The organism is Vibrio sp. B1FLJ16 (genome assembly GCF_905175385.1).
Lineage (GTDB): Bacteria > Pseudomonadota > Gammaproteobacteria > Enterobacterales > Vibrionaceae > Vibrio.
In genome coordinates this window covers 949,424-964,520 of the sequence record NZ_HG992749.1, presented here as the reverse complement: position 1 = coordinate 964,520, position 15,097 = coordinate 949,424, and the positions used below count along the sequence as shown (strand labels likewise).

Here is a 15,097-nt window from a genome sequence, read left to right as displayed (position 1 = left end):
TAGAGTCAAAACTCTATAATTAGTTACAAGCGTCTTTTAATGCTTTACCAGCTTTGAATGAAGGTACTTTTGCTTCTGCGATTTGGATTTCTTCACCAGTTTTTGGGTTACGGCCAGTACGCGCTGCACGAGTACGAACGCTGAACGTACCGAAGCCAACTAGAGCAACTTGGTCGCCAGTTTGAAGCGTACCACTTACTGCTTCGATGAATGCATCCAGTGCACGGCCTGCTGACGCTTTAGAAAGATCTGCATTTTCTGCGATTTGTTCAACTAATTGAGTTTTATTCACTGTATTTCCCCTTTGTGCCATCTGTGATTATTTTTTTGATGACTTTCGTTCCATAATTAATAAATAAACCTCTCTAACCCTTATCAACAAAGGGCTGAGAGATATCGAAACTAACTTAGCGTCCAAAAAAAAGGCTGACAAGCCTTTTTAGGCTTATCAGCACAAACTTTTACTTATTTTTGCTGTATATCACTATTTTTTAGCTTCGAACTCAACACCCATCGGGTCTCGCTCGAGAGCAACGCTCAGAACTTCATCAATCCAGCGTACTGGGATAACCTTCAGATCAGCAATAACATTCTCAGGAATCTCTTCCAGATCACGTTCGTTATCTTTTGGAATCAGTACCGTTTTGATGCCGCCACGATGTGCCGCAAGTAATTTTTCTTTCAGGCCACCGATAGGCAAAACTTCACCACGTAGTGTAATTTCACCCGTCATCGCGACTTCTGCTTTAACAGGATTACCTGTCAGGCTAGACACGAGAGCAGTACACATCGCTATACCAGCACTTGGACCATCTTTTGGCGTCGCACCTTCTGGAACGTGAACGTGGATGTCTTTCTTCTCGTAGAAATCAGTATTAATCCCCAGTTTTTCCGCACGAGAACGAACCACAGTCATCGCAGCCTGGATAGACTCTTGCATGACATCACCAAGTGAGCCCGTTTGAGTCAGCTTACCTTTACCTGGCATAGACTGAGTTTCGATGGTTAACAGATCGCCACCTACTTCTGTCCATGCTAAGCCGGTAACCTGACCAATACGGTTGCTTTCGTCCGCTTTACCGTAGTCGAAACGCTGTACACCTAGGTATTCTTTCAGGTTATCCATCGAGACGGTTACTGACTTAATGTCTTTATCCAGCAAGATGTTCTTCACAGCTTTACGACAGATCTTAGAAATTTCACGCTCTAAGCTACGCACACCCGCCTCGCGCGTGTAGTAACGGATAATGCCGACAATTGCTGAGTCTTCAATAACAATTTCGTTTGGCTTTAATCCGTTACGTTTAAGCTGTTTTTCTACCAAATGGCGCTTAGCAATGTTCAGCTTTTCATCTTCTGTGTAACCAGACAGTCGAATCACTTCCATACGGTCAAGTAGCGGCCCTGGGATATTCATCGAGTTAGACGTCGCAACAAACATCACGTCAGACAAATCGTAATCCACTTCTAAATAGTGATCGTTGAACGAGTTGTTTTGCTCAGGGTCAAGCACTTCCAGCAATGCCGAAGCCGGGTCACCACGCATGTCTGAAGACATTTTGTCGATCTCATCAAGAAGGAATAGCGGGTTTTTTACGCCAACTTTCGACATCTTCTGAATGAGCTTACCTGGCAGCGAGCCAATGTAAGTGCGACGGTGGCCACGAATTTCCGCTTCGTCACGTACGCCGCCCAGTGCCATACGAACGTACTTACGGCCTGTAGCAGAAGCAATCGAACGCCCCAGAGAGGTTTTACCAACACCAGGAGGACCAACAAGACAAAGGATAGGACCTTTCAGCTTGTTGATACGGTTCTGTACCGCTAAGTATTCAAGAATACGCTCTTTCACGCGCTCCAGACCATAGTGGTCTTCGTTAAGGATTTCTTCTGCTTTTGCCAGATTTTTCTTAACCTTAGAACGCTTAGTCCAGGGAACGCTGACCATCCAGTCGATGTAACTACGAACCACGGTGGCCTCAGCAGACATCGGAGACATCATCTTAAGCTTCTGAAGCTCTTGTTCTGTCTTTTCACGCGCCTCTTGAGGCATTTTTGATTCTTCGATTTTTTGCTGTAGCGTTTCGAACTCATCCGGCGCATCTTCCATCTCGCCAAGCTCTTTCTGAATCGCTTTCATTTGCTCATTCAGATAGTACTCACGCTGAGACTTCTCCATTTGCTTTTTCACACGGCCACGGATGCGTTTCTCAACTTGCAGCAGATCAATCTCCGACTCCATCTGGCCCATCAAGAACTCCAGACGCTCAGTGACATCGACAATCTCAAGGACTTGTTGCTTGTCTACCAGCTTTAGTGGCATGTGAGCAGCGATGGTATCAGCTAGGCGCGCGGCTTCATCAATCCCGTTTAACGAAGTCAAAACTTCAGGCGGAATCTTTTTATTTAGTTTGATAAAGCCTTCGAACTGATTAATTGCACTGCGAACTATCACTTCTTGATCGCGTTCGTCTAACTCAGGCGTCACAATGAATTCAGCGTCAGCTAAGAAGAAGTCACTCTCTTTAAAGTTGGTAATCTTTGCGCGCTGCTGACCTTCAACCAAGACTTTTACTGTGCCATCAGGAAGCTTCAAAAGCTGAAGAATGGTGGCTACCGTACCTACATCGAATAGGTCGTCAACAGTCGGCTCGTCGGTGTCAGCTTGCTTTTGTGCCACAAGCAGAACTTGTTTGTTTGTTTCCATCGCCGTTTCTAGACAGCTAATCGATTTCTCACGACCAACAAACAATGGAATCACCATGTGCGGGTAGACCACTACGTCACGTAGAGGTAGTACCGGGATCTCGATACGCTCGGAACGTTCCAAGTTCATATAATTCTCTCTTCCGCTTTCACGTTTAACGTATATTTATCGGTTTATATGGGGGCTAATTGTTTGGATTCAATAACAGAAATAAAAAAAGGAGGTAACTAATTACCTCCTTTTTGATTCACAACTGAATTTATTCTGCTCCAGCGGCCTGATTGTCAGTGTTGCTGTAGATAAGCAGCGGCTCTGACTCACCATTGATGACGGATTCGTCAATCACGACTTTGCTCACATCTGTAGCAGATGGCAACTCGTACATGGTTTCAAGTAGAACACTTTCCAATATTGAACGTAAGCCACGAGCACCCGTTTTGCGTTCCATTGCTTTCTTAGCAATGGCACGAAGCGCGTCTTCACGGAATTCAAGTTCTGTATCTTCAAGTTCGAACAAAGCAGCATATTGCTTGGTAAGTGCGTTCTTCGGCTCACATAGGATCTGAATAAGCGCTTCTTCGTCAAGCTCTGTCAACGTCGTTGTCACTGGTAGACGCCCGATAAACTCAGGAATCAGACCGTATTTCACTAGATCCTCAGGCTCAACCTGAGTGAATAGTTCACCGACTGTTTTGGTTTCGTTTTTCGAGCGTACTTCTGCACCAAAACCGATACCAGTACCAGTCGCTACTCGTTGTTCAATCACTTTATCTAGGCCAGCAAACGCACCACCACAAATGAACAGGATTTTAGACGTGTCCACTTGGAGGAATTCTTGTTGCGGATGCTTACGTCCACCTTGAGGTGGAACTGAAGCAACTGTACCTTCGATAAGTTTTAGCAGTGCTTGCTGAACACCTTCACCAGATACGTCACGCGTAATCGATGGGTTTTCAGCTTTACGAGAAATTTTGTCAATTTCATCAATGTAAACAATGCCGCGTTCAGCTTTCGCTACATCGTAATCACATTTTTGCAGTAGCTTTTGGATGATATTTTCAACGTCTTCCCCCACATAACCAGCTTCGGTTAGTGTGGTCGCGTCAGCCATTGTAAATGGCACATCCAAGAATCGAGCGAGTGTCTCAGCAAGTAGTGTTTTACCGCTACCTGTAGGACCAATTAGAAGGATGTTACTTTTACCAAGTTCAACACCATCGCTCGTAGTATCACCATTGCGTAAACGCTTGTAGTGGTTATATACCGCAACTGCAAGCACTTTTTTCGCGTAATCTTGTCCGATCACATAGTCATCAAGGTGTTCACGGATCTGTTTTGGCGTTGGTAACGCTTCAGATTCTTTCTTAGGGAGAACATCCTTGATTTCTTCGCGAATAATATCGTTACATAAATCGACACACTCGTCGCAAATGTAAACGGACGGACCTGCGATTAGCTTGCGAACTTCGTGTTGACTTTTTCCGCAGAAAGAACAGTACAGCAATTTACCGCTGCCACTTTCTTTGCTTTTATCTGTCATTCGCTAACCTCTTAGCCTTTACTCTTCATGAATCAGTGTATATCAATTTTAGCCAAAATGCGCTGGCTAATTACTCGCCGCGGTGGCTTAACACTGCATCCACAATACCGTATTCCACAGCCTGCTCTGCTGACATGAAGTTATCACGATCAGTATCGCGTTCAATAATTTCTAGCGGCTGACCTGTATGTTCTGCTAACAGTTTGTTTAGCTTCTGCTTAATGGTCAGGATTTCCTGAGCATGAATTTGGATATCAGAAGCCTGACCCTGGAAACCACCTAGTGGTTGGTGAATCATCACACGTGAGTTAGGCAGTACATAACGCTTACCCGGAGCGCCACCAGCAAGTAGGAAGGCCCCCATTGAACATGCTTGTCCCATACATACTGTACTTACATTTGGCTTGATAAACTGCATTGTGTCATAGATAGACATACCTGCTGTCACACTGCCACCCGGTGAGTTGATGTATAGAAAAATATCTTTATCTGGATTTTCAGATTCTAGGAAAAGTAGCTGAGCCACGACAAGGTTTGCCATGTGGTCTTCCACTTGACCCGTTAAAAAGATCACGCGTTCTTTCAACAAACGAGAATAAATATCGTACGAACGTTCGCCTCGGGAAGTCTGTTCAACCACCATTGGTACTAGTGCGTCAATAATTGGCGACATTGCATTTTTTTCTTGGTAGCTCATATTCTTATGTCCCTAAAATAAATGGTCCGGATGATGACTATCATACGGACCATTGTTAGCAGAATAGTTAACGCTAAGTCAACCTTCTACGCAATATATTGCTTATTAAGCAGGTTGTTGCTGGTTAAGTAGCTCGTTGAAGCCTACTTCTTTCTCAGTAACCTGTGCTTTAGCGATGATCGCGTCGATTGCTTGCTCTTCTAGAGCTACGTTACGCATGTTGTTCATCATTTGCTCGTTTTGCTCGTAGTAAGCAACAACTTCTGATGGATCTTCGTATGCAGTAGCCATCTCTTCGATTAGTGCTTTAACTTTCTCGTCGTCAGCTTTTAGCTCTTCAGACTTGATAACTTCACCTAGAAGAAGACCAACAACTACGCGACGTTTAGCTTGCTCTTCGAACAGTTCACGTGGAAGCTGTGCAGCTGCTTCTGGATTACCACCGAAGCGTTGTGCAGCTTGTTGACGCAGAACTTGGATTTCTTGCTCGATAAGTGCAGCAGGAACGTCGATTTCGTTTTGCTCAACCAGACCGTCGATAGCTTGCTCTTTGATGCGGTTCTTAACAGCTTGCTTAAGTTCGCGTTCCATGTTCTTACGAACTTCAGCTTTAAGCGCATCTACACCACCTTCAGCAACACCGAACTTAGAAACGAACTCGTCGTTTAGTTCTGGAAGTTCACGTGCTTCAACTTTGTTTACTTTGATCGCGAACTTAGCTGCTTTACCTTTTAGGTTTTCAGCGTGGTAATCTTCTGGGAAAGTCACGTCGATGTCGAATTCCATACCAGCAGTCTTACCTGCGATACCGTCTTCGAAACCAGGGATCATGCGACCAGCACCCATTTCTAGTGGGAAGTTCTCAGCTTTACCGCCTTCGAACTCTTCACCGTCGATAGAACCAACGAAATCAATGATTACGCGCTTGCCGTCTTCTGCTGCTTCTTCAACTTCAGCCCAAGTCGCTTGCTGCTTACGTAGAGTTTCGATCATCTCTTCTACGTCGGCATCTTTAACGTCAGTCAGAGGCTTCTCTACAGAAATGTTTTCCAGGCCTTTTAGCTCAACTTCTGGGTAAACTTCAAAAGTTGCTGTGAAAACTAGGTCTGAACCTTCTTTGTTTTCAACAGGAGCGAAAGTTGGCGCACCAGCTGGATTGATTTTCTCTTTAACGATAGCTTCGATGAAGTGACGTTGCATAACTTCACCAAGAACGTCTTGACGTACTGCTTTGCCGTACATCTGAGCAACCATTTTTAGAGGCACTTTACCCTTACGGAAACCATCGAAACGACGGTTTTTAGCGATGTTGCGTAGTTCAGCTGTTACAGCGTCTTCGATGTTTGCAGCTGGAACAGTAATGTTTAGACGGCGCTCTAGGCCCTCTAGCGTTTCAACAGTAACTTGCATTATATATAAACCTCTAAAGTGGCTCGGTTTTCCGAGCGTATGAGCGTAACTCACCGGAGCTAACGCTTCATCCTTGTGTTGTGCTCTGTCCGAAGACCTAATTTAAATCGAGTATCGATACTGTCAATCAGCACCGGACTAATCAGTGATATCTTCAGCTAAACACCAAAGGTATCTCCTATTAGCCTCAGGACAGAATTTTAGACGCGACATTCTAGCGATCTGTTACTAACCTGTCGAGCCAATAGCCGCTATGTGGGCATTGTCTGCGCTAAATTCTCGAATATTGCCTCATTTTTTCAAAAAAACGCGGTAAGAACAGCGCATCTGAAATGTCGGCATAACTAGAATGGGGACAATAGCGACTTTTTCAAGAGAATCGACAGCTTTTTTTATTGAAAAGCATAAAAAGAGATCTTGCTCTTGTTTTACTCCACAGAGTTGATAACTAAATCCCCAATCCATTCTACAAGCCATTAACATTTCTTCAGTAAACAATAGGAGCTGATCTGGGAATGACAGGATGTCGCAAAGAAACCGTATTCTACTGATTTTTTTCGCCTTATATTTGTTATGCGCCATCATTGGTGGTCATTGGGTATGGCAATCGAGCTATCAAGCATTGCTTGATAAACATCAGTCCCAACTTGAACAGTTTTCCAGCCATATCAAGAACAAACTGGATAAGTATGCTCATATCCCAAGCCTTTTAGCTAAGGATGCCCCTCTTTTCGAAGCACTATTACATCCGGAAAACACCGCACAGCTTGAAGTTACCAATCGATACTTAGAATCTGTCAATGATGTGATCGCCGCAGCCGACACTTACCTCATTGACCAATGGGGCAACACTATCGCTGCCAGCAACTGGAGGCAGGAGCACTCATTTGTCGGCCGTAATTTCGCCTTTCGCCCCTACTTCAAACAAGCCATTCAAGGCGAACAAAGTCAGTACTACGCGCTGGGATCGACATCCGGTAAACGTGGTTACTACTATTCAGCTCCGATTGTATACGCCGGCGGTGTAATTGGTGTGGTCGTCGTTAAAATGAATTTAAATAAGATTGAAGATAACTGGCAGCAACCTGATAGTGTATTTGTCGCCAGTGACCCTAATGGCATCGTGTTCATGAGTAGCAGGAGTGACTGGCAACTTAAGAGCTTCCAGCCCCTTAGCGACATCACAAAAACCAAAATTTGGGCGAGCCGTCAGTATCTCGAAACTCAGATAAGTAGCCTGAACTTCGTTGGCGACCTAGAACCAGCCCATACCGAGCTCAAACAGGGTTATCCATACAATCAGGGGACCTTAATTGTTTCTTCTCTGTCACTCCCTGAAACCAAACTCACCATGAGAGTATTATCACCCAAGCAATCTATCGTCTGGATTACCTTAGGTTACCTCGTCGTAATAACTCTCGCCTTTACGGTGCTGTTTCTCATCGGGCAACTGATTTATCACCGCCAGCAACGACATCTGCAGCTTGAACGAGTCCAGCAGGAAGCAAATCAGAAACTTGAATTTCAGGTAATGGAGCGTACTGCAGAGCTGCAGGCCGAAATAGCCCAACGGATAGAAACAGAACAGACTTTGCGTTTGACCCAGGATGAACTGGTTCAGGCCGCAAAGCTAGCAGTACTTGGACAGATGTCAGCAAGTATCAGCCACGAACTGAATAACCCACTGGCAGCCATTCGCAGCTTTGCTGAAAACGGTAAGCTTTTCTTACACAAAGATAAGTATGAAAGGGTCGAAGATAATTTAAGTCGTATTTCCTCGCTGACTGATCGTATGGCTAACATCAGCCAACAACTGCGCTCCTTTGCAAAAAAAACCAGTGGTAACGAGCTGATTAAAACCCGGCTACTGCCCGTTATTGCATCGGCCAAAGAACTGATGAAACCGGCTTTTAAATCAGCTCGGGTCAATCTGTCAGCCGACTTAGTGGCACAAGATGCAGTGGTATTTATTAACACGATTCAGTTAGAACAAGTGTTGGTTAACTTGCTTACTAATGCGATAGAGGCAACCAAAGAGCAAGAGGATAAACAGGTGTGGTTGTCTGTTGAACATGACCAGCAGAGCAATACTGTCGCGATACATATTGATGATAATGGCCCGGGCATCGGACAACACACACTGAGTGATCTTTGCGAACCATTTCTGACCACCAAGAAAAATGGTTTGGGTTTAGGTTTGTCCATATCACAGCAAATATTGAGCGGAATGAACGGAAATTTGAGTGCAACAAACCGGACTGAAGGCGGCGCTCGTTTTTCACTTTGTCTACCCATTGTCCAACTAAACGGCGAACAATCAGAAGGATAAGATTATGTGTCAGGTGTTTTTTATTGATGATGAAGCCGATCTGAGGCTTGCGATTGAGCAGACATTCGAATTAGCCGATATCGACGCACAATTCTTCCCCGATGCCGAGTCCGCTTTACTGGCAATGAAAAAGGGGGCAGAGCCAGGAGTGGTCGTCACCGATATCTGTTTGCCGGGCATATCAGGTATGAATTTGCTCAATACCTTGATCCACAAAGACAGCCACCTTCCTGTCATTATGATTACTGGCCACGGCGACATCTCAATGGCGGTTAATGCATTACACCAAGGAGCCTATGACTTTATCGAAAAGCCGTTCGCCCCGGAGCATTTAGTCGAAACGGTAAAAAGAGCCATTGAAAAGCGTCAACTGACCAATGAAAACCAAAAACTCCGCCAGTCACTCAAAGCCAGCCTGGCTCTCGGACCTAGAATCATCGGTGAAACCACCAGTATTCAGGCATTGCGCGAAACCATCACTCACATTGCCGATACTGACGCCGACATTTTGTTGTTTGGAGAAACTGGAACAGGTAAAGAACTTATCGCCCGCTCACTGCACGAGCAGAGTTTGCGCAGAAACCATAACTTTGTCGCGGTTAACTGCGGCGCGGTCCCAGAGAACTTAATTGAGAGCGAACTCTACGGTCACGAGAAAGGCGCATTTACCGGAGCAGAAAGCAGGCGAATAGGTAAATTTGAATTTGCACAGGGCGGGACCTTATTCTTGGACGAAATTGAGTCAATGCCGATCCAGGCGCAAGTCCGTTTACTGCGCGTTCTGCAGGAGCGCGCTATAGAGCGCGTTGGCTCGAATGAACTTATCCCATTAGATATTCGCGTAATCGCGGCAACCAAAATTGATTTAAAGCGAGCTGCAGAACAAGGAACCTTTCGCCAGGATCTCTACTATCGACTTAATGTTGTCACACTAGACTTACCTCCCCTACGTATGCGGAAAGAGGACATACCCGCCTTATTCCATCACTTTTTATTAGTCGCGGCTTCACGATACGGAAAAAGCTCTCCCGGTTTATCGCCTCAGGATCTTACCACTCTGATGGCGCACGACTGGCCAGGGAATGTACGTGAACTGAGAAATGCGGCAGAACGTTTTGTCTTACTCGGAAAACTGATCCAACTCGGAGATTCCAACCCTACTCCTGCTAACCCTTCCTCCAGCTTGGCGGAGCAAGTGGCTGAATTTGAAAAAGCGGCCATTGAAAATGCCCTACTGGAAAACAATGGCAGCATCAAGCAAACCATGACGCAATTGAATGTGCCTCGAAAAACTCTGTACGACAAAATGCAACGTTATCAGATAGATAAGGAGATATATAAATAAAATGAGCTACCGAATTTGCCCCTTAACTCAACCTGACTCATAATTTTCTTATGGAAACAATTGGTTGATGGAACATGAGCGAAAAAATCAGGATACCTGCGATTGCTGATACCGTGATGGTAGATGGCTGTTATCAGGAGGAAAGACGATCAAATCAGGAGCGCAGACAAAACTCAAAAAAGTGGCACGGTTATGAGCGCAGAGTAAACCCGTCAACCAGAAGGCATGGCTACAAACCAATAAATGAAAAGGTGTGATATTTCACACCTTTTCATTTTTAATTACCCAAGTAATCTTAAGGTTTCAGGCTCAGCGACGATGACGTGGCTTACTTAGTAATAATTTCAGGTCCCATCAAAGTAGTCGGAAGCCAGGTCGATACCCAAGGCACGTATGTGACGATAATGAGGAACAGGAACATAACGGCAACCCAAGGCAAGGCCGCTTTAACCACATTCAACATTGACATCTTGGCCACACCTGCGGTCACAAATAAGTTCAGCCCGACCGGCGGTGTAATCATACCAATCTCCATATTCACCACCATCATGATCCCCAAGTGAATGGGGTCAATACCTAACGCAATCGCGATCGGGAATACCAGTGGTGCCACGATGATCAGCAAGCCAGATGGCTCCATAAATTGGCCACCAATCAGTAACAGCACGTTGACCACAATCAGGAAGGTAATCGGACCTAGCCCGGCAGAGAGCATCGACTCAGTGATCATCTGCGGAATACGCTCTTCAGTAAGCACATGTTTTAAGATCAAAGCATTAGCGATGATAAACAGCAGCATAATCGTCAACTTACCCGCTTCAAACAGTGTCTGCTGAGTATCTTTGTGTACAAAGGTCTGTAGCACTTTCACTATGGCAGGCTTGGTATTGCTTTTGTCTGCAAAAGGTCCCATGTCCTTGTAAACAAAGTTGGCAATAAGGAAAGCGTAAACCGCCGCGACAGCCGCCGCTTCCGTCGGAGTGAAGATACCACCATAGATCCCCCCGAGAATGATCATCACCAGCATCAGGCCCCAGATCGCATCTTTAGCCGCTGAGAATGCTTCGCTCCAGCCGACAAAAGGTTGCTTAGGTAAGTTCTTAATCCGCGCCGCAATGTAAATTGCTATCATCAGCATCACACCCGCAAGTAAGCCCGGAATAACACCGCCTAAGAACATACGACCTACAGATACGTTAGTCGCCGCGGCATAGACCACCATGACGATTGAAGGTGGTATCAGGATGCCGAGCGTCCCCGCGTTACAGATAACGCCTGCGGCGAAGTCTTTGGAATAACCGTTTCTGATCATACCGGCGATAACAATACTACCGATCGCCACTACCGTCGCAGGAGACGAACCCGATAGCGCGGCGAACATCATACACGCTACAACCGAGGCCATAGCGAGGCCGCCACGGAACCAGCCGACCATAGCAATCGCAAAACGAATGATGCGTTTGGCAACGCCACCGGTAGACATAAAGGTGGATGCCAGAATAAAGAACGGAATAGCAAGTAAGGTATAGTGACCTTCAAACGCATTAAACAGCGTCTGAGCAACCGACGCCAGTGAAGCATCTGAATGCCACATCAAAAACAAAATACTTGATAAGCCGAGAGATACTGCAATCGGCACACCCAGAAGCATGAAGCCAATTACCATCAGGAATAACACCAGAATATGCATTGATTAGTGCTCCTTGTTCTTATTGTTATCTTGGCTGGCACTGCCTTGTTCAGGCTCCATCACGCTACCAGCGTCCTTGAGCTCTTCTTTCATCGCTTCTAACTCTTCTTCACCTTCATGGCTCGAAATAAGACGGTCAAGCTTGCCAGTAAGTATTTGATATGCGGCCTGGGAAAAACGAATCGTCAGCAAAGCCATGCTAATAGGTAGCGCCATATAAGGAATAAATCTTGGTAGTTTCTCGTAGCGCTCGCCTTCATTGAGCCAGTCAGCCATGAACTGCAACATTTCCGGCATTGGAATATCATCCGTCTCGTACCATGCCCGCTCTGTTGCAAATGGGTACCAGTAGTTCCACGAACCGATAAGAAGCAGGATTGAAAACGCTAAACAGCATGCGACAGAGAAAAGTGCCAAGACTTTTCGCCAACCCTCAGGGACAAGATTTATCACTACATCGACACCGATGTGGAAATGCTTTTTCACCCCATATGAGGCGCCAACGAGCACCATCCATGCAAAGAGAAAAACGGTAACTTCAACAGCCCAGAGAATGTTGTCATTGAATAAGTAGCGCATTACGACATTGACAAAAGTCAAGATCGTCATTGCGCCGAGGAAAAAGGCAATCAAGGTTTCTTCAACCTTGTCGGTAAACTGACCGACTTTCGCAAAAAATGAGTGTTCCATAGTGGTACGTCGCTCGAATCAGGTAGGTTTGGCTCCCAACCTGCGGGAGCCGTTTGTTGTTATTTTTGGTTATTTTTTGTTCGCTTCTAACGCCGCTTCGATCAAATCGGAACCGATGTCTTTTTCAAACTTATTCCAAACGGGTTTAAGCGCAGTTACCCACTCTGCACGCTGCTCCGGAGTCAACTCACGAACCACGCCGCCTGCTTCAATGACATATTGTTTGTTCTGTTGCTCGACACGATTAGATTCCGCATTACGTGTTTGCGTAACCTCTGTGAGAATGGTCGCAAACTGTTCACGCACATCCGCTGGAAGCCCGTCCCACCATTTTGTAGAAGTCACAACAAGGTAATCCAGAATGCCGTGGTTAGTCTCGGTTGTACCGTCCTGAACCTCGAAGAACTTTTGACCATAGATATTCGACCAGGTGTTTTCCTGGCCATCAATAACTTTGGTTTGCAGCCCGCCGTAAACTTCGGCAAAAGACATTTTTTGCGGGTTAGCGCCAAGTTGTTCAAACTGCGCTACCAGCACATCCGATGCCTGTACGCGGAACTTGAGACCTTTCGCATCAGAAGGGTGAATCAGTGGCTTATTCGCGGAGATTTGCTTCATACCGTTGTGCCAGAATTCCAATCCTTTCACTCCCCGGCGATTCATCGCATTTTTCAGAGCTTCGCCTGACTCTGAGTTTTGGAATCGGTCTACAGCGTCAACATCATCAAAAAGGAAAGGAAGGTCGAAAATGCGAAACTTTTTGGTGAACTTTTCAAACTTTGACAGCGATGGAGCAGCAAGCTGTACGTCGCCATTCAACATCGCCTCAAGCACTTTGTCATCATCGTAAAGTGTTGAGTTAGGGAAGACCTGCATACAGGCTTTGCCATTCATTTCCTCATTCACCCGCTTTTCAAGCAGTGATGCAGCGATCCCTTTTGGGTGCTTATCTGCGTTCGTGACATGGCTGAACTTAATCACCATTTCACCAGGATCGCAGTTGGCGGCAGCGTTAAAACTGGTAACAGCAAGAATTGAAACAGATAGTAGGGTTAAAGGCTTAAGCATTATTATTCTCCTTGATAAATGAACAACCCCATCACTGGGTGTTGATATATTTACCTGAGCAATAAGCACACCAAGTTATCATTCTTATATTTAACAATTAAAATCAACAACTTAAAACAAATAACAAATGACTCAATTAACCTGGATCACAGTACCATTTTTAAAATGGGTAAAATCTACCCATTCCAATATATTAAGTGGGTGGAATTACACTCATTAAAAAAAAATGGCAGCGGGTTCGCTGCCATTGTTAAGTTTAAGAAAATGAATCTACGAATTGTGTCTGTGATTGACCTAAACTTACCTCAGCTCTGGATAAGGAAGTCAGCAAGCCCTTGAATATTAATCCATTACTTACGCATCATAATCAGTGCTGCAATTTTTGATGTGTAACTAGGCAAAATCAAAAGTCAATAGCAGGTCTATTGCGTTGATTTTAACGACGTTAGACGCAAAAAAAGCTGTGCTGATTGGCTTTGATTATCCTGCGCTGAGGTAAATAATTAATGGAACTCAATGCGCAGCTCTGTCGATGCATCAAAGAACACTGCCTTTGATAAATCAAAATGCAATGGTGCAACCTGCCCCACTTTCACATCAAACTCCGGTGACAGCCGGCAAGCAACTTCTTGATCGTTGACCTTAATCATCGCAATAGTATCCGGACCGGTCGGCTCAAGAACCTCCAACTGCAAATCAAGCTTCGTTGTAGCAGCAGAGTCCTGATTTTCACTGTCAGTGATGTGCTCGGGACGTAAACCAATCACAACCTCTTTACCATCTTGCTTACGCATGGACTCTGGCAACTTGATGTGGTGTTCCTGTGCGTTACTGCCTTTGACCTTGATCACTGGATTGTCCTGTTCATCAAGATCAACCATGGTTTTAATGAAATTCATAGACGGTGAGCCCATAAAGCCCGCAACAAACATGTTATTAGGTTTGTTGTAGATTTCCTGTGGCGTACCCAGTTGTTGCAATTCGCCGTCTTTCATTACCGCAATGCGGTCCGCCAAGGTCATCGCTTCAATCTGATCATGTGTTACGTAGACAATGGTTGTATTGAGCTGCTGATGCAGACGTTTGATTTGATGACGCATTTCAACCCGTAACTTCGCATCCAAGTTCGATAACGGCTCATCAAACAGATACAGCTTCGGACGCCTTGCAAGCGCACGCCCCATCGCAACACGTTGTCTCTGACCACCAGATAACTGTGAAGGTTTACGATCGAGCAAATGGTCGATTTGCAGCATTTCAGCGACTCGTTCCACCTCAGCATCGATTTCCTCTTTTGGCATCTTGCGGATCTTGAGGCCAAACTCAATATTGCCCCTTACCGTCATATTTGGGTACAGAGCGTAAGATTGAAACACCATTGCGATATCGCGGTCTTTAGGCTCTACGTCAGAGACATCGTTACCGTCGATAACTATTTCTCCATCGCTGATGCTCTCCAGTCCGGCAATAGTGTTCATCAGTGTCGATTTTCCGCAACCAGACGGACCGACCAAGATAAGAAATTCACCGGAATCGATACTGATATCGATACCTTTTAATGTCTCTTGTTCCGCTTTTGGATAGGTTTTACGGATTTGTTTAAGTTCGAGTGTTGCCATGA

Annotated in this window: 12 protein-coding genes; 2 read left to right on the top strand and 10 right to left on the bottom strand. The window is 45.4% G+C overall.

The window, feature by feature from the left end; genetic code table 11:
- Positions 1-19: 19 nt before the first annotated feature.
- The 6 genes from KHN79_RS04435 to KHN79_RS04410 form a co-directional block, all read right to left on the bottom strand.
- Complete coding sequence (locus tag KHN79_RS04435; RefSeq protein ID WP_220455398.1) at positions 20-313, bottom strand: HU family DNA-binding protein; 294 nt, start codon at positions 311-313, stop codon at positions 20-22.
- 171 nt (positions 314-484) lie between these two features.
- The gene (lon, locus tag KHN79_RS04430) at positions 485-2,836 is read right to left on the bottom strand and encodes an endopeptidase La (protein WP_182011094.1); all 2,352 of its coding nucleotides are present in this window, start codon (positions 2,834-2,836) and stop codon (positions 485-487) included.
- Positions 2,837-2,966: 130 nt separating this feature from the next.
- Positions 2,967-4,247, bottom strand: a complete 1,281-nt coding sequence (gene clpX, locus KHN79_RS04425; protein WP_182011093.1) for an ATP-dependent protease ATP-binding subunit ClpX — start codon at positions 4,245-4,247, stop codon at positions 2,967-2,969.
- Positions 4,248-4,317: 70 nt separating this feature from the next.
- The gene (gene clpP, locus KHN79_RS04420) at positions 4,318-4,944 is read right to left on the bottom strand and encodes an ATP-dependent Clp endopeptidase proteolytic subunit ClpP (protein ID WP_182011092.1); all 627 of its coding nucleotides are present in this window, start codon (positions 4,942-4,944) and stop codon (positions 4,318-4,320) included.
- A 105-nt stretch (positions 4,945-5,049) separates the two neighbouring features.
- On the bottom strand, positions 5,050-6,354 hold the full coding sequence (tig, locus tag KHN79_RS04415; protein ID WP_182011091.1) for a trigger factor: 1,305 nt from the start codon (positions 6,352-6,354) through the stop codon (positions 5,050-5,052).
- A 291-nt stretch (positions 6,355-6,645) separates the two neighbouring features.
- Entirely contained in the window at positions 6,646-6,831 is a 186-nt protein-coding gene (locus KHN79_RS04410) for a hypothetical protein (protein ID WP_224914416.1), read from the bottom strand.
- Between the two features lie 46 nt (positions 6,832-6,877).
- On the opposite strand from KHN79_RS04410, the gene KHN79_RS04405 reads away from it, so the two are divergent.
- Both KHN79_RS04405 and KHN79_RS04400 read left to right on the top strand, forming a co-directional pair.
- Positions 6,878-8,683, top strand: a complete 1,806-nt coding sequence (locus KHN79_RS04405) for an ATP-binding protein (protein ID WP_182011090.1) — start codon at positions 6,878-6,880, stop codon at positions 8,681-8,683.
- Between the two features lie 4 nt (positions 8,684-8,687).
- On the top strand, positions 8,688-10,028 hold the full coding sequence (locus KHN79_RS04400; protein WP_182011089.1) for a sigma-54 dependent transcriptional regulator: 1,341 nt from the start codon (positions 8,688-8,690) through the stop codon (positions 10,026-10,028).
- Between the two features lie 328 nt (positions 10,029-10,356).
- Here the strand turns inward: KHN79_RS04400 and KHN79_RS04395 are convergent, their stop codons facing one another.
- From KHN79_RS04395 to ugpC, 4 genes are all read right to left on the bottom strand, one after another.
- Positions 10,357-11,718, bottom strand: coding sequence for a TRAP transporter large permease (locus KHN79_RS04395; RefSeq protein ID WP_182011088.1), 1,362 nt, complete (start codon positions 11,716-11,718; stop codon positions 10,357-10,359).
- Positions 11,719-11,721: 3 nt separating this feature from the next.
- Positions 11,722-12,408 carry a TRAP transporter small permease gene (locus tag KHN79_RS04390; protein WP_182011087.1) on the bottom strand — a complete coding sequence of 229 codons (687 nt, stop codon included), beginning with the start codon at positions 12,406-12,408 and terminating at the stop codon, positions 11,722-11,724.
- 69 nt (positions 12,409-12,477) lie between these two features.
- Positions 12,478-13,476, bottom strand: a complete 999-nt coding sequence (locus KHN79_RS04385) for a TRAP transporter substrate-binding protein (protein ID WP_182011086.1) — start codon at positions 13,474-13,476, stop codon at positions 12,478-12,480.
- A 503-nt stretch (positions 13,477-13,979) separates the two neighbouring features.
- On the bottom strand, positions 13,980-15,095 hold the full coding sequence (gene ugpC / locus KHN79_RS04380) for a sn-glycerol-3-phosphate ABC transporter ATP-binding protein UgpC (RefSeq protein WP_182011085.1): 1,116 nt from the start codon (positions 15,093-15,095) through the stop codon (positions 13,980-13,982).
- Positions 15,096-15,097 lie beyond the last annotated feature (2 nt).

Excerpts from the sequence above, each read along its gene's own strand:
- KHN79_RS04435 (WP_220455398.1), bottom strand. The coding sequence starts at position 313 with ATGGCACAAAGGGGAAATACAGTGAATAAAACTCAATTAGTTGAACAA.
- lon (WP_182011094.1), bottom strand. The coding sequence starts at position 2,836 with ATGAACTTGGAACGTTCCGAGCGTATCGAGATCCCGGTACTACCTCTA.
- clpX (WP_182011093.1), bottom strand. The coding sequence starts at position 4,247 with ATGACAGATAAAAGCAAAGAAAGTGGCAGCGGTAAATTGCTGTACTGT.
- clpP (WP_182011092.1), bottom strand. The coding sequence starts at position 4,944 with ATGAGCTACCAAGAAAAAAATGCAATGTCGCCAATTATTGACGCACTA.
- tig (WP_182011091.1), bottom strand. The coding sequence starts at position 6,354 with ATGCAAGTTACTGTTGAAACGCTAGAGGGCCTAGAGCGCCGTCTAAAC.
- KHN79_RS04410 (WP_224914416.1), bottom strand. The coding sequence starts at position 6,831 with ATGGCTTGTAGAATGGATTGGGGATTTAGTTATCAACTCTGTGGAGTA.
- KHN79_RS04405 (WP_182011090.1), top strand. The coding sequence starts at position 6,878 with ATGTCGCAAAGAAACCGTATTCTACTGATTTTTTTCGCCTTATATTTG.
- KHN79_RS04400 (WP_182011089.1), top strand. The coding sequence starts at position 8,688 with ATGTGTCAGGTGTTTTTTATTGATGATGAAGCCGATCTGAGGCTTGCG.
- KHN79_RS04395 (WP_182011088.1), bottom strand. The coding sequence starts at position 11,718 with ATGCATATTCTGGTGTTATTCCTGATGGTAATTGGCTTCATGCTTCTG.
- KHN79_RS04390 (WP_182011087.1), bottom strand. The coding sequence starts at position 12,408 with ATGGAACACTCATTTTTTGCGAAAGTCGGTCAGTTTACCGACAAGGTT.
- KHN79_RS04385 (WP_182011086.1), bottom strand. The coding sequence starts at position 13,476 with ATGCTTAAGCCTTTAACCCTACTATCTGTTTCAATTCTTGCTGTTACC.
- ugpC (WP_182011085.1), bottom strand. The coding sequence starts at position 15,095 with ATGGCAACACTCGAACTTAAACAAATCCGTAAAACCTATCCAAAAGCG.